21 protein-coding genes are annotated in these 19,162 nt (G+C 64.6%); all 21 read right to left on the minus strand.

The features are described from left to right. Positions 1–582, minus strand: coding sequence for a transglycosylase SLT domain-containing protein (locus AB7532_RS29395; RefSeq protein ID WP_441238172.1), 582 nt, complete (start codon positions 580–582; stop codon positions 1–3). Beyond that, positions 533–1,876 carry a flagellar hook-length control protein FliK gene (fliK, locus tag AB7532_RS29400; protein ID WP_441238173.1) on the minus strand — a complete coding sequence of 448 codons (1,344 nt, stop codon included), beginning with the start codon at positions 1,874–1,876 and terminating at the stop codon, positions 533–535. The genes AB7532_RS29395 and fliK overlap by 50 nt, the downstream gene beginning before the upstream one ends. Next, positions 1,873–3,066, minus strand: a complete 1,194-nt coding sequence (locus AB7532_RS29405) for a chemotaxis protein (protein ID WP_441238174.1) — start codon at positions 3,064–3,066, stop codon at positions 1,873–1,875. The genes fliK and AB7532_RS29405 overlap by 4 nt, the downstream gene beginning before the upstream one ends. Then, positions 3,063–4,400: a MotB family protein gene (locus AB7532_RS29410; protein WP_441239377.1), complete on the minus strand. Its 1,338-nt coding sequence runs from the start codon at positions 4,398–4,400 to the stop codon at positions 3,063–3,065. Before AB7532_RS29410 ends, AB7532_RS29405 begins: the two co-directional genes overlap by 4 nt. 9 nt (positions 4,401–4,409) lie before the next feature. Next, positions 4,410–5,117, minus strand: a complete 708-nt coding sequence (locus AB7532_RS29415) for a hypothetical protein (RefSeq protein WP_441238175.1) — start codon at positions 5,115–5,117, stop codon at positions 4,410–4,412. Further along, positions 5,114–6,742 (minus strand): flagellar basal-body MS-ring/collar protein FliF, encoded by a 1,629-nt coding sequence (gene fliF / locus AB7532_RS29420; protein ID WP_441238176.1) that lies wholly within the window; start codon positions 6,740–6,742, stop codon positions 5,114–5,116. Before fliF ends, AB7532_RS29415 begins: the two co-directional genes overlap by 4 nt. A gap of 304 nt (positions 6,743–7,046) precedes the next feature. Beyond that, positions 7,047–7,955 (minus strand): flagellin N-terminal helical domain-containing protein, encoded by a 909-nt coding sequence (locus tag AB7532_RS29425; RefSeq protein WP_441238177.1) that lies wholly within the window; start codon positions 7,953–7,955, stop codon positions 7,047–7,049. Between the two features lie 296 nt (positions 7,956–8,251). Beyond that, entirely contained in the window at positions 8,252–9,160 is a 909-nt protein-coding gene (locus tag AB7532_RS29430; RefSeq protein WP_441238178.1) for a flagellin N-terminal helical domain-containing protein, read from the minus strand. Positions 9,161–9,434: 274 nt separating this feature from the next. Continuing rightward, positions 9,435–10,340 carry a flagellin N-terminal helical domain-containing protein gene (locus tag AB7532_RS29435; RefSeq protein ID WP_441238179.1) on the minus strand — a complete coding sequence of 302 codons (906 nt, stop codon included), beginning with the start codon at positions 10,338–10,340 and terminating at the stop codon, positions 9,435–9,437. Positions 10,341–10,604: 264 nt separating this feature from the next. Continuing rightward, entirely contained in the window at positions 10,605–11,345 is a 741-nt protein-coding gene (fliP, locus tag AB7532_RS29440) for a flagellar type III secretion system pore protein FliP (protein ID WP_441238180.1), read from the minus strand. After that, a complete protein-coding gene (locus AB7532_RS29445; RefSeq protein ID WP_441239378.1) occupies positions 11,342–11,785 on the minus strand; it encodes a flagellar basal body-associated FliL family protein in 444 nt (147 codons plus the stop codon). Before AB7532_RS29445 ends, fliP begins: the two co-directional genes overlap by 4 nt. Before the next feature lie 42 nt (positions 11,786–11,827). Continuing rightward, the gene (gene flgH / locus AB7532_RS29450; protein WP_441238181.1) at positions 11,828–12,523 is read right to left on the minus strand and encodes a flagellar basal body L-ring protein FlgH; all 696 of its coding nucleotides are present in this window, start codon (positions 12,521–12,523) and stop codon (positions 11,828–11,830) included. Continuing rightward, positions 12,524–13,303, minus strand: a complete 780-nt coding sequence (locus AB7532_RS29455) for a MotE family protein (RefSeq protein ID WP_441238182.1) — start codon at positions 13,301–13,303, stop codon at positions 12,524–12,526. It lies immediately after the preceding gene. A gap of 67 nt (positions 13,304–13,370) precedes the next feature. Beyond that, on the minus strand, positions 13,371–14,501 hold the full coding sequence (flgI, locus tag AB7532_RS29460; protein WP_441238183.1) for a flagellar basal body P-ring protein FlgI: 1,131 nt from the start codon (positions 14,499–14,501) through the stop codon (positions 13,371–13,373). After that, positions 14,498–14,974, minus strand: coding sequence for a flagellar basal body P-ring formation chaperone FlgA (flgA, locus tag AB7532_RS29465; RefSeq protein WP_441238184.1), 477 nt, complete (start codon positions 14,972–14,974; stop codon positions 14,498–14,500). The genes flgI and flgA overlap by 4 nt, the downstream gene beginning before the upstream one ends. Positions 14,975–14,987: 13 nt before the next feature. Continuing rightward, a complete protein-coding gene (gene flgG, locus AB7532_RS29470; protein WP_441238185.1) occupies positions 14,988–15,776 on the minus strand; it encodes a flagellar basal-body rod protein FlgG in 789 nt (262 codons plus the stop codon). An 18-nt stretch (positions 15,777–15,794) separates the two neighbouring features. After that, on the minus strand, positions 15,795–16,124 hold the full coding sequence (locus tag AB7532_RS29475) for a flagellar hook-basal body complex protein FliE (protein ID WP_441238186.1): 330 nt from the start codon (positions 16,122–16,124) through the stop codon (positions 15,795–15,797). A gap of 2 nt (positions 16,125–16,126) precedes the next feature. After that, positions 16,127–16,543: a flagellar basal body rod protein FlgC gene (gene flgC / locus AB7532_RS29480; protein ID WP_441238187.1), complete on the minus strand. Its 417-nt coding sequence runs from the start codon at positions 16,541–16,543 to the stop codon at positions 16,127–16,129. A gap of 11 nt (positions 16,544–16,554) precedes the next feature. After that, positions 16,555–16,956 carry a flagellar basal body rod protein FlgB gene (flgB, locus tag AB7532_RS29485; protein ID WP_441238188.1) on the minus strand — a complete coding sequence of 134 codons (402 nt, stop codon included), beginning with the start codon at positions 16,954–16,956 and terminating at the stop codon, positions 16,555–16,557. Between the two features lie 64 nt (positions 16,957–17,020). After that, complete coding sequence (gene flhB / locus AB7532_RS29490) at positions 17,021–18,106, minus strand: flagellar biosynthesis protein FlhB (protein ID WP_441238189.1); 1,086 nt, start codon at positions 18,104–18,106, stop codon at positions 17,021–17,023. Positions 18,107–18,119: 13 nt separating this feature from the next. Next, complete coding sequence (locus tag AB7532_RS29495; protein ID WP_441238190.1) at positions 18,120–19,160, minus strand: flagellar motor switch protein FliG; 1,041 nt, start codon at positions 19,158–19,160, stop codon at positions 18,120–18,122. Positions 19,161–19,162: the final 2 nt, after the last annotated feature.

Here is a 19,162-nt window from a genome sequence, read left to right on the forward strand (position 1 = left end):
TCACGTGGTTTTCGGCTGACAAAACGAGCGCGCCTTGTCGGTCCACGCACCGAAGCCGCTCGAGACGAGGTGAGCCACGATGTGACAGACATAGCGCTTCTGCGCCGGCTGATTGTTCGGGCCGGCGTTGTAGCGCGCGACCGCCATGGTCCAGCTGCCTTCGCGCTGCTTCAGCTCCTTCAGGAACCGCGCGGCATACTCGACGTTCTTGGCGGGATCGAACATCGCGCGCACCGAAGCGAACTTGTCGCCGTGATAGTAGTGGTTGATCTGCATGCAGCCGAGGTCGATCAGCTTGATGCCCTTGCTCCGCATCGTCTCGAAATTCGCGATCGCATCGTTCATGTCCTTGGCGAACACGGTCTGGCCATCGGCGCCGAGCGCGTAAGGATACAGCGAACCCCGCCGCCCGGTCTCGGTGAGGCCGACCGCATAGAGAATGCCGAGCGGAATCCCGTGCTGCTGGGACGCACGCGCCATCTCGCGCTCGCACGGGCGCGCATTGTCGGTCGCCGCTGCCGCGGCGCCTGCGCTACAGATAAACAGGGCCGCGACGAAGCTGCGGGCCCACGTCCTGATCATGACGCGTCTCCTGGTTGGGCTGGCGCTCCTGCCGGGCCTGCTTCGCGCCGTCGCCGGATTGCCCGGACGACGTGCCCGTGCCGCCGAACGTGCCTTGCGATTGCGACGACGACTGTTGCTGGTTCGCGAGCTGCGGCTGCGACTGGCCGGAGCCGCTCTGGAATCCGTCCAGCGAGCCGTGCTGCACCGGCGCGACGTCGGCGACGTAGCCGGCCGACTGCATGAGATCGCGGATCGAATCGCGCTGCTGGTCGAGCATCTGGCTGGTGTCCTTGCGCTCCGCCGCGAGATGGACGGACACTTCCGAGCCGACGAGGCGAAGGCGCACGGTCACGTTGCCGAGCGCCGGCGGTTCGAGATTGATGGTCAGGATCTTGAGCGGCTCAGGCGCAGTGGCCTGCGGCGCCGCAAGATCGGGCGCGTTGGAAGCCGCCGCAGCCGGCGATTCCTTCAGCTCGGCGACGACCGCGTTGGCGACCTGCTGCGTGACCCCAAACTGCGTCGGCGGCAGGTGAGTCTCCTGCTGGACCACAGTGACCTTGGTTGTCTCGGGCAATGTATCTCGCGCCGAGGCTTTGACTGAACGTGAGACATCGGCCGTGATGGCCTCGAAGCCCGGCGTCGCGGGCATGGTCTTCGGCGAAGCATCGTCGCCCTGTTGCGCGGCGGCGGCCGTCTGTGAAGCCGCGGCCTGTGAACGAGTACCTGCCGGAGCGGCAGCGGATGGCGCAGGCTCGGAATCTGCAACTCTCGCCGCGCCTGTCGCCTGGACCTCACGCTTCGTCATGGCGGAGCGGTCATCGCGTGCGGGCGTATCATTCTTTTCACCCGCCAGCGCTTGCATCTGTGGCTTCATGGCCGGCACGGCAGCGAGTTCCTGGCCGACGATCGCAGGAGCGGTCGGGCGATCTGAAACGTCGGCCTTCGCGTTGTGGTCGGCCGCAGCTAGCGTTTCCGACGACTTATCGGACTTCTCGGCAGACGATTTGTGGCCCGACTTGGTGTCGTCAGCCGCCTCGGTGCGGTCGTGCACCGTCTCGTCCTTGGTCTTGTCCTGTCCGGTCGGGTGCGCCAGACGCGTCCGCAACGATCCGGCCTTCGCGGTCGTATCACCGCTCTCGTCGCCGATCGCCTTCTTGGCGAGGTTCGAGACGGTGTGCAGCAGATCGTTGAACGATGAATCTGCCGCCGATTTCGTCCCGGCGGTCTTGCCGGAGCGCGACGTGCCGCGGATGTTGAGGCTTTCGGCGAGGCCCGAAAAGACCTGTCCGGAGGTTCCACTGAGCTTCGTCATGGACGGCGATCCCTGGTGAGGAGTTCGAGTTCGCCGAGCTGCTTCTGCGCGCGCGCCAGCGTCGCGGTCGACGACGCGAGATCGATACGCGCCGGCGTCACCGGAGGCTTCTCGGCTGCGGCGGCGGGCCCGCCTGCGAACGGCTTGCGGACATCGAGCGCGAGCTGCAGCGTTGTATTCAGCAGCGGGACATCGCGCTCTGGCAGCTTCGACCGGTCGAGCGCCTTCAGCTCGGCAACGCCGCCGTCAAATTCATCGGTGAGCACCCGCGAGACGCCGCGGAAGAAATGCGCGCGCTCGCGTTCCGCCGTGGCATCGGCGCTGAGTGTCAGTGCGCGCTCGCCGGCAAGCCGGGTCACCGCCAGCCGTCCATTCACCATCGCACTACGCGCGATCACGAGATAAAGCTTGAGGCGGCTGGCGCGGTCGATCTGCTCCAGCAGGGTGACGATGCGCGCAAAGCGGCGCTCGTCGAGCGCGAGGCTCGATTGCGTCAGCCCGGAGGAGAAGCGCTGCCAGAAGTCGCCGGCATAGACCGAGTTACGATAGTGGCGGATATAGGCCAGCGTCAGGAACTCGAACTTGTCGAAATCCTCGGCTTGCCCGACCAGCAGGATCTCGCGCCGCAACGCCGCCTCCTCCACAAGCGTTCCGGGCAGGAGCAGGCGCGCGTCGTCGAGGCGCTCGATCGCTAACGACGCCTCGGCGCGCGCGAACAGCGCACCCTGGACCAGTGCGACTTGCCCACCCAGGCCCGACGGAAGCGTGCGCGGCTTGACGTCCTTGAGAAGCTCACGCGCTTCGTCCTGGCGACCCTCGACATAGGCCATCGCGCCGTTGAACAGCCGCTCGTCGACGTTCAATTTGTCGCGTGGAAGCTTGCGGACGATTTGCGGTCCGCCGCCGCTGAGCAGGTAGATGACGACGGCCTGGCCATTCTGCGCGCTGCTCCACACGTTTGCGTCGGCGTCGAGAAATTTTTCGCCGATCTGGCGGATCAGCGCGATGTGGCTGCCATGCGCGGCGGTGTCACCACGGGCGATGCCGTCCTGCACCGCCTGCAATCCGCGCACGAGCTCATATGGCTCGGTCGAGGCCGACGGCTGGGACGGCGCCGGATCGGCAAGCGTGCGCACCGTCGTGAACGGCAGCAGCATCACCAGCGCGGCGACGACGAGCGGCCTGATCAAGGGCGCTTCTCCCGGATCAGGATCTCGATCCGGCGGTTCTGTGCGGCCGCAGGATCGTTCGGCAGTTTCGGCCGCCGGTCGGCATAGCCTTCGACATGCTCGATCCGCTGCGCGTCGACACCGGAGCGAACCAGCATGTAATAGGCCATCTGCGCGCGCGCGGTCGACAGCCGCCAATTGTCGTAGGTCTCGGACTTGTACGGCCGATTGTCGGTGTGGCCGCGGACGATGATCACGCCCTGGCGCTTCGTCACCAACGGCCCGATCTTGTCGATCACGCGGATCAGCTCGGGCCGCGGCTCGGCCGAGCCGACTGCGAACATGCCGAAGCTCGCATCGTCGGTCAGGCTGATCAGAAGGCCTTCCTCGACCTGGCGAACCTCGGCCACCGGGCCGGCACCGGCCTTGATATCGGAGAGCGCATCAGCGATCGCGGACTGAAGCTGCTTGACGGTCGGCTGCTGGGTCTGCGCCGCGTCGCGCGGATCGGAACTCTTCGCTTGGTCGTTGGGGCGCGACTGCGCGGCGGCATTGGCTTGAGCACCGGCCTGGGCGCCTGGTTGCACATTCGCCTGAGCACTGCCATCGCGTTGAGCTTGCAACGGCGCGGGCCCCGGTGGAAGCAAGGGCGACATGCTGGCGGACGAGGCGTCCGCGTTCGGAGCCACGCTTCCGCCGGCATCGTCCGGCTTGGCACGGATCGCCTGCGACTCGCTCTGCCCCGCTCCGGACGCCTTGTCACGCGCGGACGCGTTCGGCTTTGGCTCGCTGTCGACGAAGCGATCCGCGTCCTTCGACATCTGCGGCGCCAGCTTCCAATAGCCGGGATCAAAGGGATCGCGGTAGGCGTCCCCGCCCTTGAGGCCCTCCTCTTCGGCCGACGTCAGAGCGCCGGCACGGCGCTGGCCCGAGGCCTGGTTCGCGCTGTTCGCGATCTCGGCGAGAGTCGCATAGGGATCGCGGAACAGGATCTTCTCTTCAAAGGAGGCCGGCTTCTCCGCCGTCGGGGAGTCGCCGCGACGCTCTTCGTTCGGCCCCGCCGGCTGGCGCTTGCCGTCCTGACCCTCGAACTGCGACGGCTCCTTCTTGGCGAGATCCTTGAGCCCCTTGGGCGCGGGTGCATTCTCCGCGAGCTTGATCGGGTTGAAGTAGCTCGCGACCACCTGCTTCTGGTCCTGGTTGAGCGCATTGAGCAGCCACATCACCAGGAAGAACGCCATCATCGCGGTCATGAAGTCCGCATAGGCAATCTTCCAGACGCCGCCGTGATGCGCCTCCTCGGCGAAGGCGCTGCGGCGTCGGATGATCACCAGCTCGTGCTTGACTTCTTCCACCATGGCGAACTACCGGCGCGCCTCGTTCAGGCGCTCGCTCCACGTCGCGATCCGCGTCTCGATCACGGTCTGGTCGGCCACGACGCGGACTTCGAGCGTCTCGGCGGGCTCGTATTCGATACCCGTTCGCCTGCTGGCCTCGATCTGCGTTCGCACGAGGTCGAGCAGCTCGCTCGGGCCGGTGACCTTGAACACCGGCACCGGCGAATTGCCGGTCAGCGCCGCGATCTGCTCGACCAGCGATCCAATCGCCTTGTCGCGGACGGCGTCGGCAAGGAAGGGCAGCAATATGCGTGCGACGGAGCTCGCAATGTTGGTTTCGATCTCACGGCAAGCCGCCTCGAAGCCGTTAACGATCGCGACCGCCTGCTGGTCGGACCATTTGGACCGTTCTTCGCCGAGCCGGATCGCGCTGCGGACCCTTTCCTCGGCAACCCTGGAATCGCCGTCCGCAACACCGGCGGCATGACCGCGGCGATAGGCGTCTTCGAGAAGATTGACGGACGGCGCTTCCGGTTCGGGCACCGGTGACGGCGACTGAAGCTGCGGCTGCGGTTGAGCCTGACGCTGCGGCTGGGCCTGAGGCTGCGGCTCGCGCCGAACCTCCTTCGGCCTGGTCAGCACGTCCTGGATCTTCGGCGGCGGCGGTGGCGGCGGCGACTTGACCCGCCCATTCGCGTCGAACTGCGTCAGAAATTTTCCGATAGCCGCGTTCATGCCGCCTCCTCGCGTCGCATCCAATCCTTAAGGATTGCTGCTGCCTGCATCTGATCGAGCCGGACAATCTGCTCCAGCCGCTTCTGCGGTGTTCGTTGCATCTTGCCTTCGAGGTCTTCGACGAGGTTGAGCTCGGGATCCTCGCTGTTGGCCAGCGCGAGGGCCGTCGCCGCTTCGAGCTCGGCGGCTTCTGCCGCCTCGGTCTGCTCCTGCGCCGCGCGATGGGTCAGGATGCCGTTGACGGCAGGCCGGAGACCGAACCAGACCAGCATCGAAGCAACGGCCAGGATCGTCACCGCGTTGATGACGCTGCCGAGCTGCTTGTTGATCATCTCGACGAAGCTGATCGGCGGCACCGGCGCGAGCTCGCGCGAGCCTTCGATGAAGTCGACGGCCGTCACCTGGATCTGGTCGCCGCGCGTCTTGTCCAGTCCGCCGGCGGTCGCCGCGAGCGCGCTGATTTCGGCGAGCTTGCTGTCGACGATGGCCTGGTTGCTCTTGTCTCCTAGGTCCGCGACGAGCCGCGCACGGTTGACCAGCACGGCGATGAAGAGCTTCTTGACCGAATAGCCGTCGCTCACCGTCGTCGTGGTCTTGGACGACACCTCGAAATTGGTGACGTCCTCGCGGCGGCTCTTGTCCTCGTTTGAGTTCTTGCCGCCGCCGGCGTTGACCTGCTGGTCGGGAAGGTTCTGCTGCACCGTGGTGGGCGTCGAACGGTCGGCGTTCTGCGACGATTCCTTCTCGCGCACGTTCCGGACCGAACGTTCGGCGCGGCTCTCCGGGTCGTAGACGGTTTCGTTGATCTGCCGCTTGTCGGTGGAGAGCTGCGGGGCGACGCTGACTTCGAAATTGTCCAGGCCCAGATACGGCGTCAGCGCCTTGCGGATGTTCTCCTGCACCATGCCGCCGACCGTCTTCTGGAGGCTCGCCATCTTGGTGGGCGCGGCGCTCGCCTCGTCCTCTTCGGCGAGGAGCATCGAGCCGTCGGCGTCCAGCACCGTCACCTTGTCCTTGCTCATGCCGGGAATGGCGGCGGCAACGAGATGGCGGATCGACTGCGCCGTGCGCGCCTCGATCGCACCGTCGGTGCGCAGCACGACCGACGCCGAAGGCGGCTGCTGGGTCGCGCGGAACGAGCCGCGCACCGGCAGCACGATATGCACCCGCGCCGCCTTTACGCCCTTCATCAGTTGCACCGTGCGGGCGATCTCACCTTCCAGCGCCCGAAGCTTGGTCACTTCCTGCATGAACGAGGTCAGGCCGAGCGAACCGATCTTGTCGAACAGCTCGTAACCGGAATTGGCGCTGGTCGGCAGCCCCTTCTCGGCGAGCAGCATCCGCGCCTGCATGGTCTGGCTCGGGCGCACCGAGACCGCATCGCCCGCCGTATTGACGTCGAAGGTAATGTTCTGCTCGCGCAGCGCGGCACCCATGCGCGTCACGTCTTCGCGGCTGAGGCCCGTATAGAGCGTTTCGAACTCGGGCCGGCTCAGATAATAGGCGCCGCCGACGACGGTAACGAGAACGGCAAAACCGATCAGCCCCAAGGCCATCAGGCGTCGCGGCCCAAGCTCCAGCAGATTATTGAGCAGTTGCTGTACCTGCGCACGACTGAGCAGCATATGACCTCGTACCAATGCGAACGTATGGGACACTCCGCTGCGAACCTTGTCTGAAGGTTGCGCGAGATCACGAATGTGTCGGTTCGCGGGCGAGGCGTTGCAATTTTACAAGAATCTCGACCCGACCGTTCGGTTCGGCAGCAACAAGCGGGCACACGGGTGCACAGCCGTACGATCGGCTGTTGGGTGCTGGATGAAGTCTGGCGTCGGGAGGTCGATCACGGGCACATCATGTGCCGTCACACCGCCGGTCACGGCGGAGACCGCGCCCCCGTGGGAGCGCGGTCGTCTCAAAAGCCGAAGCTTACTTGAACAGCGACAGGATGCTCTGGCTGTTCTGGTTGGCGATCGAGAGCGCCTGCACGCCGAGCTGCTGCTGGGTCTGGAGCGCCTGAAGGCGGGTCGATTCCGCATTCATGTCGGCGTCGACGAGCTGACCGACACCGCGATCAACCGAATCCATCAGGGTCTTGACGAAGTCGGTGTTGGTCGAGATGCGGTTCTTGACGGCGCCGAGATCGGCGGCGGCCGAAGCCACGGAGTTGATCGCGGTCGTGAGCTGCGTGATGTAGCCATCGAGCGTGGTCTGGTCGGCCGTCGAGTCGGTCAGTGCCGAGATGTTGATCGTGTTGACCGACGCTGCGCCGCTCACCTTGTCCAGGATACCGGTCTGGGTCGCGGTGTAGAGCGAGTAGTTGGCGATCGTCAGCGTGATCGAGCCGATCGTCGGCGTGCCGCCGACGCGCGAGAATGACGACACCAGGTTGAAGGTCGCCGGCGTTGTCGCGGTCGCGCTCAGCCAGTTCACGCCGTTGAAGGTCGCCGCATCGGCAGTGCCCTTCATCTGCTGCTGGATCTGGGTGATATCCGCCTGGATCTTGGTGCGGTCGATACCGGCGGTCTTGGCTTCGACCAGAAGCGCCTGGAGCTTGGTCAGACCGCCGGTCGTGTCGCCGACAACCGCGGTCAGGGCGGTATATTCGGTGTCGACGGTCGCAGCCGACAGACCGAGCGAGTCGGAGACGGCGGAGAGCGCTGCGTTGTCGGCGCGCATCGAGGTCGCGATCGACCAGTAGGCCGCGTTGTCCGACGCAGTCGAGACGCGCATGCCGGTCGAGATCCGGTTCTGCGTGGTCGAGAGTTGCGAGCTGACATTCCGGAGGGTCTGCAGCGCGGTCATTGCAGACGAGTTGGTGAGCAGACTGGAGCTCATTTTTTGACGTCCCTTTGAAAACGGATTGGATTATGGGGACATACCGGGCTCGCACCGGTACGTCAGGGCGGCATCATGCCTTTGGGCGGCGAAAAGCGACCCAACCTGTCGTACGGCGACGATAGCGCGCGAAGTTTGTGCGAGGCTTGTGGCTCTGTGATCGCCGCAACAAGGCGAGCCAGATCGACGTGCAAAATCGAGCCGCCAGGTCGAGGTTATGCCACGACCAGCGCTCGCCAAAATGAAAAGGGCCGCGCTTCGTGGGAAGCGCGGCCCTCCTCAGGTGATTTTGAGGCTTAGCGGAACAGCGACAGGATGCTCTGGCTGTTCTGGTTGGCGATCGAGAGCGCCTGAACGCCGAGCTGCTGCTGGGTCTGGAGCGCCTGAAGGCGGGTCGATTCCGCGTTCATGTCGGCGTCGACGAGCTGACCGACACCACGATCAACCGAGTCCATCAGGGTCTTGACGAACTCCGTGTTGGTCGAGATGCGGTTCTTGACGGCGCCGAGATCGGCGGCGGCCGAGGCCACCGAGTTGATCGCGGTCGTGACCTGCGCGATGTAGCCATCGAGCGTGGTCATGTCGGCCGTCGAGTCGGTCAGCGCGGAGATGCTGATCGTGTCGATCGACGCAGCGCCGCTCACCTTGTCCAGGATACCGCCCTGGGTCGCGGTGTAGAGCGAGTAGTTGGCGATCGTCAGGGTGATCGAGCCGATCGTCGGCGTACCACCGACGCGCGAGAACGACGACACCAGGTTGAAGGTCGCCGGCGTGGTCGCAGTCGCGCTCAGCCAGTTCACGCCGTTGAAGGTCGCCGCGTTGGCGGTGCCCTTCATCTGCTGCTGGATCTGGGTGATGTCCGCCTGGATCTTGGTGCGGTCGATACCGGCCGTCTTGGCTTCGACCAGCAGCGCCTGCAGCTTGGTCAGGCCGCCGGTCTGGTCGCCGACAACCGCGGTCAGAGCGGTATATTCGGTGTCGACGGTCGCAGCCGACAGACCGAGCGAGTCGGAGACGGCGGAGAGCGCGGCGTTGTCGGCGCGCATCGAGGTCGCGATCGACCAGTAGGCCGCGTTGTCCGACGCAGTCGAGACGCGCATGCCGGTCGAGATCCGGTTCTGCGTGGTCGCGAGCTGCGAGCTGACGTTGCGGAGGGTCTGCAGCGCGGTCATTGCAGACGAGTTGGTGAGAAGGCTAGAACCCATTTTGATGTCCCTTTGAAGATTGATTGAATTTGGGGACATACCGGACTTGCACCGGTACGACAGGGCGGCGTCATGCCTTTGGGCCGCGGAAAAGCGGGTTAATGCCCAATCTGTCGTAGCGATCAGCCTAGTGGACGAAGCTTGTGCGGGGCTTGTGGCTCTGTGGCCCGACTGCAACAAGTCGACCGAAATGACGGCGTGCGCGCGGCGTCACGCCAAATGAAAGGGCCGCGCTTCACAGGAAGCGCGGCCCCTCCTCAGATCGTGTCGAGGCTTAGCGGAACAGCGACAGGATGCTCTGGCTGCTGTTGTTGGCGATCGAGAGCGCCTGCACGCCGAGCTGCTGCTGGACCTGGAGAGCCGCCAGCCGCGTGGACTCCTGGTTCATGTCGGCGTCGACGAGCTGGCCGATACCGCGATCGACCGAGTCCATCAGCGACTTCACGAAGTCCGTGTTGGTCGAGATACGGTTCTTGACGGCGCCGAGGTCGGCGGCGGCCGCTGCCACCGAGTTGATCGCACCGGTGACCTGCGTGATGTAGCCATCGAGCGTGGTCTGGTCAGCCGCGGAGTCGGTCAGCGCGGAGATGCTGATCGTGTCGACCGACGCAGCGCCGCTCACCTTGTCCAGAATACCGCCCTGGGTCGCGGTGTAGAGCGAGTAATTGGCGACCGTCAGGCTGATCGAGCCGGTGGTCGGCGTGCCGCCGACGCGGGAGAACGACGAGACCAGGTTCACGGTGGCGGGCGTGGTGGCGGTCGTGCTCAGCCAGTTGACGCCGTTGAAGGTCGCCGCACCGGCGGTGGCCTTCATCTGCTGCTGGATCTGGGTGATGTCCGCCTGGATCTTGGTGCGGTCGATACCAGCGGTCTTGGCCTGCACCAGCAGGGACTGGAGCTTGGTCAGGCCGGAGCTGCTGTCGCCGACAACCGTGGTCAGACCGGTATATTCGGTGTCGACGGTCGCGGCCGACAGACCGAGCGAGTCGGAGACGGCGGAGAGCGCCGCGTTGTCGGCGCGCATCGACGTGGCAATCGACCAGTAGGCGGCGTTGTCCGAAGCGGTCGAAACACGCTGGCCGGTCGAGATGCGGTTCTGCGTGGTGGAGAGCTGCGAGCTGACAGACCGGAGGGTCTGGAGCGCGGTCATGGCGGTCGAGTTCGTAAGCAGGCTTGACATTGCGAATGTCCCTTTATGTACGCGTTACATTTTTCACAGGGGACATACCGGGCTTTCACCGGTACGGAGGGGCGGCATCATGCCTTTGGACTGATGTGGGTGGGGTCCAACCCGCCGTGCCGCATTGCTAGCACGTCGAATCTTGCGCTCGGATTAAGATCGGATTGAATTTCTCAGCAATATCATATGGTTACCATTACCCTCCGGTAACCATAAGCCGGTACTTTTCGCTAACCATGATCAGCCGGCCGACGATCGCGGCGCTTATGAGAACGATCGCACCAGTCCGGAGGCGAGCAGATTCCAGCCGTCGATCAGCACGAAGAACAGCATCTTGAACGGCAGCGCGAGGATCGTCGGCGGCATCATCATCATGCCCATCGACATCGTCAGCGTCGCCACGATCATGTCGATGACGAGGAACGGCAGGATGATGAGGAATCCGATCTCGAACGAACGCCTGAGCTCGGAGATCATGAAGGCCGGAATGATGACGCGCAGGTCGACGCGCTTGTCGTCGAACTTCCTGCGGAAACTTTCCGCCGCAAGCGACTCGAAAGTCTGGAGATCCTTGTCGCGGACATGGGCCAGCATGAATTCGCGAAACGGATCGGTGATCTTCAGATAGGCCTCTTCCTCCGAGATCTCGTTCTTCATCAGCGGCTGGACGCCGGTTTCCCAGGCGCGGTCGAAGGTCGGCGCCATCACGTAGAAGGTCATGAACAGCGCGAGGCTGATCAGCACCAGATTTGCGGGCGTGGTCTGGAGGCCGAGACCGGCGCGCAGGAACGACAGCGCCACCGCAAATCGCGTGAAGCTCGTCACCATGATCAGCAGTCCCGGCGCTACCGACAGCACCGTGATCATCGCCATCAGCTGGATGATCCTGCCGCTGGTGGAGCCGTTACCGGGCGGCAGCAGCGAGTTGAGATCCGGAATCTGGGCCAGCGCCACCTCGGGCAGGACAACCAGAACCAGCGCGAGCAGCAGAACTCTCAATTTCACTGAATCACCAACGTCTCAATGATCAATTCGCGGACCTTGCCCGACGACCGGATATTGGCGCGCTCGGCGAGGTCGTCGCGCAGATGCTGGAGCCCACGCGATCCCTCGAACTGGCCGACCGACGCCGACCGCAGATAGGTCACGATGTCCTCGCTGATATGCGCGGCCAGGATGCCGGCATCCTCGTCGCTCATGCTCTCGGTCACCATCGAGGCCTCGACACGGGCCCAGTTGTTGGCGGGCGCCGCGAGATTGGTCACAATCGGCGACAGCTTCCTCAGCCGCGCGCTGCCGGCGTAGCTCGATGCCACCGGCGGAGGGGTGGCGCTCTTCTTCGCATCGGCGGCGCGTTCCGCGGCCGCGAACAGCTGCAGGCCGGCAATCGCGCCCGCGCCGATCGCCACGAGGGTCAGCACAACAATGGCCGCAATCAGGCGCATCATGTCCCCTGCCCTCGCTGCGCGGCGCTGCCGCCGCGGCTCTCAGAATGGCGCCACGGCGTCATAGATCCGATGTCCCCATCCTGGCTGCTGCACGTCAGACAGATTACCGCGACCGCCGTAGGAGACGCGCGCCTCGGCGATTTTCTCGTAGGAGATCGTGTTGGTGCGCGAGATGTCGCGCGGGCGCACGATGCCGCCGACGTTGAGCACGCGCATCTCGGTATTGACCTTGAACTCCTGCGAGCCGCTGATCATCATATTGCCGTTCGGCAACACGTCGGTGACGATGGCGGCAATCGACAGCTTGATATCCTCGGTGCGGTCGATCTGGCCGTTGCCCTTGATCTGGGTGTTGGCGCTGAGATTGGCGCTGGTCGAGCCCTTGTCTTGCCACCCTGCCACATCCATCAGCCAGTCCAACCCGAACTTGATCTGCGAATCGCGCGAGCGGTCGGTCTTGTTGTCGAGCTTGGCCTTGTCCTGCATCGAGATGATGACGGTCACGACGTCGCCGGTGCGGCGAGCGCGGGGATCGCGATAGAGATCGGTGCCGTCGTCCCAGGTCGAGCGATAGCTGACGGGCGTACGCATGCGGGGCGTCACGGGAATTGGATCGGCCTGCGTCCGCAGGCCAGTTCCGACCGGCGACAATCGCGGGCCGGTCAGAACCTCGGCCGGGTCAGTGACGCATCCGGTAAGTGACAACAGCGACAGGATGACGATCAGATTTTTCATCTATTTGGTCTTTCCGTCATCCACGCGACGCATGCCGCCGAGCAGATCGGCAAGGTGCGCCGCGCGCGCCGTATCCATCTCGTTGAAGATCGCGCTCGAGCTCCTCGGACTGAGTTTTGCGAGCACGGCGGCCGCGGTCTCGTCCGCCATGCCGGCGATCTGGGTCGCGGCGGCGTCCGGTTTCATGCGCGAGTAAATCTCGACCACCTGCGCTTCGGCCTTCTTCAGGAAGTCGTCACGCAGCGCCATCCACTTCTCGTATTCGGCGCGCTTGGCCTCGACCTCGGCGATCCGCTCGCGGAGCTGGGTCTCGGCCTTCTCAAGCTCCTTGAGTTGCCAGGCCAGCCGCGCATCGACGGCGGGATCGGCCACATTGCTGCAAAACAGGGCGACTTCATTGTCCGCAGGGACCGCGGCTTGTGCGGGTGCGGGCTTCGGCGGCGCCGTGACGCTGCCGGGCTTGGCAGGACGTACGGGCGCTGCAGCAGGAGCCGGTGCCGGGGCGCGTGCCGGTGCAGGCGTCTCCGCAGCCGGCACCGCGCCGGTGATCGCGGGTCCCGTGTCTTCGGCGGCCCACGCCGTCGTCCGGATCGACGCATTGTCGCCCGGTATCGGCGAGGCCGGCTTTTGCGGTCCGGGCGCCCGGGCACGGGCGAAGGACAGCAGGTTGAGCGGCTTCGACGGCTTGGCTTCGTCCAGGGCGAGCACAGGCGACGCGCTCACGAACGCAGAAGCCGCGGCCAGGAGAAGAAGTTTGGCTTTGTGATCCAGTTTCAGCATCGGGCCGCGCGCGATTCTCGGTCGGGACCTGAGCATTGAGCGACCAAGCTTGCACGACGCTTGCGCATCATTGCACGATGACGTCGGCCTGGAGCGCGCCGGCCGTTTTGATCGCCTGGAGGATGGCGATGATGCCCGACGGCTTCAGGCCGATCTGGTTCAGCCCGCGCACCAGGCGCTGGAGGTCGACGCCGCTCAGGATCGCCACCTGCGACCCGGCCTCGTTGGCCTCGACGATGGTCTGGGGCACGACCACCGTCTGCCCCCGCGAGAACGGCGCCGGCTGCGACACCACGGGAAGCTCGGTGACACGAACCGTGAGGTTGCCGTGGGTCACGGCCACGGTCGATATGCGCACGTCGCGCCCGATCACCACCGTGCCGGTCCGCTCGTTGATCACGACCCGCGCCGGCGTGTCCGGCTCGACCGTCAGCTCGCCGATTTCAGCCAGGAAGCGGACCGGGCCGATATGGCGGGGCTTCGACAGCACGATCGTGCGGAAGTCGCGCTCGAAGGCGATCTGCGCCCGGTAGCGGCCACCGGCAAACCGGTTGATGGCGTCGAGAATGCGTGTCGCGGTGACGAAATCGGGATTCTTGAGCTCGAGCACCAGGAATTCCATCTCATGGAGACTTCCCTGCACCTCGCGCTCGACCAGCGCACCGTTCGGGATGCGCCCCGCGGTCGGCGTGCCCTGGCTGACGTTCTGCGCCTGGCCTCCCACGCTGTAACCGGCGACCGTGACGGCGCCCTGGGCCACCGCATAGACCGCGCCGTCCGCGGCCCGCAGCGACGTCATCACCAGCGTGCCGCCGAGCAGCGAGGTCGCATCGCCAAGCGACGACACGGTCACGTCCATGCGCTCCCCCGCCCCGATCGACGGCGCAAGGTCCGCGGTGACCATCACGGCCGCGACGTTGCGCGTGCGCAGCGTCGTCGGACGCGTGGGATTGTTGGTGCTCGTGGTCTCGTTCCGGACGTTGATGCCCATGTTCTCGAGCATCGATTGCAGCGACTGCTCCGTGAAGGGGGCATTTCGAAGCGTGTCGCCGGTCCCGTTCAGGCCGATGACGAGGCCGTAGCCGACGATCTGGTTTTCGCGCAATCCCTTGATGTCCGCGATGTCCTTGATACGGACGGCGGCCTGGGCGCTGGCGGCGGAAACGAGCAGGACGAGGGCAAGCAGGAATCTGGTCATGATCCGTCCACGACCTTGACGGTGCCGTCCGGCTGGACGACGCCCCTGATGATCACGCCGGTGTCGGTGTTACGCACCGGAATGAGTGCACCTGCCGCGCCCGACTGCATCGCCGCGCCGTAAGTGACGATGGACAGACCGCTGTCTTCCACCACGACCTTGACCATCGCGCCGCGGGAGATGGTCCAGGGATCTTCCACCGAATTGGTCGGGATCGGCTGGCCCGGCAGCAAAGTGCGACGCGCCATGCGGCCGACCAGGATCTGGCGCCCTTCGATGAACATCGCGACGCCGAGCACGTTCGGCGCGAAGGCGCGTTCCGTGATCATGTCGTCCCGGATCAGCTCGCCGGCACGGATCGACACGGCCGGCACCGGAAGCCGCTTCTCCTCGGCCGCCGCCACGCGCGCGGAGAGGAGAACCAGCAGCACGGCGGCCAGCCCGCGCAGCATCAAGCCCACCCTGTTCAACATCAAGACACCGGAACTAGCGCAGGCCCTTCGAGACCGTCGAGGCCATTTCATCCGAGGCCTGGATGACCTTGGCATTCATTTCGTAGGCGCGCTGCGCCGAGATCAACTCGGTGATTTCCTTGACCGGATCGACGTTCGAGGCTTCGAGATATTGCTGGTTGATCTTGCCGTAGCCGGAATCCCCCGGCAGCCCGACGACCGGCGTGCCCGACGCCGTGGTCTCGCGATAGAGATTGCTGCCGAGCGGCTCGAGGCCCGCCTCGTTGGCGAAATTGGCGAGGTTGAGTTGGCCGATCTGGCGCGGGTTGATTTCCGTGTCCAGCTTGGCAAACACCTGCCCGGTCTGGTTCACCGTGACCTGGACAGTACCCTGCGGTATCGTGATGGCCGGATCCAGCAGGTAGCCGTCCGTCGTGACGAGCTGACCGTTGGGATTGGGACTGAACGAGCCGGCACGGGTGTACTGCACCTCGTTGTTCGGGCCAAGCACCTGAAACCAGCCGCGGCCGTTGATCGCCAGGTCGTAAGGGTTGCCGGTCTGAGTCAGCGCGCCCTGGATGTGCAGCTTGCGGATGGCCGTCGCCTTGACGCCGAGGCCGAGATTGGAGCCTTCAGGGATCGGCGACGAGCCGTTAACGTTCGCGACGCCCTGCATGCGGTCCATCTGGTAGAATAGATCGGTGAATTCCGCGCGCGCACGCTTGTAGGACGTCGAGTTGATGTTGGCGATGTTGTTCGCGATGACTTCGATGTTGGTCTGCTGGGCGTTCATGCCCGTGGCCGCAATGGCGAGCGATTTCACTTACGTCACTCCTTCAGATCAAATCGACATACGAACGACTTCTTGGTAGGCCTGCACGACCTTGTCGCGAACCGCGACCGCCGTCTGCAAGGCCTGCTCCGCCGACATCAGCGCCTCCACGACCTTCCGCGTCGATTCCTTGCCCTGCATCGCCGAGATCGAGGCGGATTCGCCCGCTTTCAGCGTTCCGATCGCGTCCGACGTCACCTGCTTCATGACCGACTCGAATCCGACATCGCCGCCGGACTGGATGGCCGTGGTCGCCGCAGGCGCGATAGCCTGCGCTTCGGTTGCTCGCGACGCAGCCTGGCCTGCGGAAATCGCGGTGGATGAAATCGCTTCAAGCATTGTCAGCTCCTCAGCAGGTCGATGGTCATGCCGAGCATCGACCGCACCTGTTTCACAACCTGGAGATTGGCTTCATAGGACCGGTTGACTTCCCGCATGTCGGCCATCTCGATCATCATGTTGACGTTCGGCAGCTTGACGTAGCCGGCCTTGTCGGCGGCGGGATGCCCCGGATCGTACTCGACGCGGTACGGCGTGGTGTCGACACCGATCTCCTTGACTTTCGCAAGCTGGGCGCCCGAGGCGCGGTCCATCGCGGCATCGAATGTAATGGTCTTGCGCTGATAGGGATCGGCACCGGCGGTGCGCCCCGTCGCCGTCGCGTTGGCAAGGTTTTCCGAAACGATGCGCATGCGCGTCGACTGCGATTCGAGCCCGGAGCTCGCGACCGTCAATGACGCTTGCAGTGAGTCCAGCATGTCAATTCACCTCAGCTCTTCGCGCTCGACAGCAGCATGCGGTGAAACGACCGCACGATTGCCGAGTTCATCGAGTAGTCGCGACTGACGTCGCTGCCCTTGATCATTTCCTGCTCGAGGCTCACGGAGTTGCCGGAGTGGACCACTTCCCAGCTGTCTTTCTTCGCGGTCTTTCGCGTGTCGGTCTCGGCCGCGGACAATTGCATGTGCGTGGGCGACGTGGTGGCGAGCCTGACCGGCGTTCCGTCGAGCACCTTGTTGAAGGGTTCGACGTCACGCGCCTTGAAGCCCGGCGTATTGGCGTTGGCGACGTTGGTCGCAATGGTCGACTGGCGGAGCTCGAGATACCGCGCCTGCGACGATGCGAGTTCGAAGAGATACAGCGGTCCCACGACAGCCCCATTATGATTCATTAAGGAGAAGTTTAGGGCCGCAAGCTTTCGTCAGGCTGATGCAGACGAAATCGTCCTCGGAAATCTACTGAACCTTCTCGGTGCGAGGCGCCTGCTTGGACTGCAGGAAGTAGATGATCTCGGCCACGGGCCGGAAGAATTCCGCGGGAATGACTTGGTCGACCTGAACCGCTTCATACAGCGCCCGCGCCAGCGCCTTGTTCTCGATCACCGGAATTCGGTTCTGCTCCGCGACTTCGCGAATCTTGAGCGCGATCACGTCCATGCCCTTGGCTACGACCATGGGCGCCGCATTTTCGTCGCGCTTGTAGCGCAACGCGATCGCAAAGTGCGTCGGGTTCGCGATCACCAGCGTCGCGCGCGCAGCGGAAGAGATCATGCGCTGGCGCGAACGGTCGCGCGCCAGCGAGCGCAGGCGCGCCTTGATCAGCGGATCGCCTTCGGACTGCTTGTGCTCGTCCTTGATCTCCTGCTTCGTCATGCGCAGCTCGCGCCGCCAATGGAACCGCGACCAGGCAAGGTCGATCGCGACCAGGACGATGGTCGCGATGCAGATCGCCGAAACGATCCGCATCGCGATGTTGAGAATCATCTCCGGCAGCGCGACCGGGTCGGTGTACATCGCCTCGAACGCCCTCGCCTCCGAGGAGCGCAGCACAAAGACGACGACGACCGTCACGGCAACGAGTTTGAACAACGACTTGGCGAACTCAACGAGCCCCTGTGCACCAAACAGCCGGCTCCAGCCGCTGATCGGAGAGATTCGCGACATGTCCGGCTGGATACGTTGCAGCACCAGGCGCGGTGCGTTTTGCAGCAGGGAGGCGGCGAGGCCGAACACCGCCAGAATGACGACGAGCGGCACCAGGAATCGCAGCGCCTGCAGGCCCACCACGGTGAGCAGGTTCTGCGCATCCGCGCCGTTGCTGAGAGGGAAACCCTCGGGATCGTCGAGCAGGCTCTTCAAGGTCGGCGTCAATTGCTGCACGCCCTGACCGATCAGGAACGACATGATCACCATCAGCGCCGCCATCGACGCAAAGATGGATGCCTCCCGAGAGACCGGGATTTTGCCCTGTTCGAGCGAATCTCGGACTTTCTTCTCGGTCGGCTCTTCTGTCCTGCTCTCCTTGTCGGATGATTCTGCCATGCCCGTTCAGCGGTCAGCGGAAGACCAGCTCATCCTCCTGGTCGGGGTTGAGTTCGATTTCACCCTTCTCCGCAAGTTCGAGTGCGAGGTCGGTGATGACGCGGCGCGCCTCCAGCACATCGCGCTGGTTCGACGGTTCGCCGATCGCGAGCTCGTGCTCGACGACGCGGCGGACGCGCGAGGCGACCGAAGACAGGATCGTTTCGCGGAAATGCTTGTCCGTGCCCTTCAGCGCGATCACGATGCGATCGGTCGGCACCTGATCGAAGATCATGGTGCGCGCCTTCGGCGTCAGGTGGATCACGTCGTCGAAAGTGAACAGCAGCTCCTTCAGCACCTCGGCGGATTTCGGCCGCTTCTCCGACAGGCTCTTCAGCATGTCCTCGATGTGGCCACGCTCCATCTTGTTGATGATGTCGGCGACGCGGGCGTAGGTGTCCGCGCCGAGGTTGCGGGCGAAGTTCAGCGTCAAATCCTCATGCAGCGTCTTCTCGAGCACCTTCATGGCGTCGTCGACGATCGGCTTGAGGCTGAGCACGCGCCGCATCAGCTCGTTGCGCAGGCTCGACGGCAACTGGCTCATGACCTTGGCGGCGCAGGACGGCTTGACCTTGGACAGGATCAGCGCCGCGGTCTGCGGATGCTCCTTGGACAGGTAGGTCGCCAGCGAGTTTTCCGAGACCGACGAGACACGATCCCACACCGACCGGCTCGAATTGCCGAGCAGGTCCGACATGATCGCCGAAACCTGGTCGGCCGGGAGCACGTCGCCCAGCACGGCTTCCAGGCCCCCGATGGTGCCGAGAATGTTGGCGCCCATCGAGAACTGCTGGGCGAATTCCTCGACGATCGACTCGAGCTCCTGCGCCGTGATCGGCCGCAGCTCAGCCGCGGCCTTGGTGACGATGCGGATGTCCTGCGGCTCGAACTGCGAGAGCACGCTCGCGGCCGCCTGACGCCCCATGGCGAGCAGGAGCGCCGCGACCTTTTCCGTTCCGCCCAGCGTGGCGACGCCTCGCTGCTTGATGGGCGCGATGCCGACCTGTGCCGCCATGG

This window comes from Bradyrhizobium sp. 930_D9_N1_4 (assembly GCF_052076015.1).
In the GTDB taxonomy this organism is placed as follows: Bacteria; Pseudomonadota; Alphaproteobacteria; order Rhizobiales; family Xanthobacteraceae; genus Bradyrhizobium.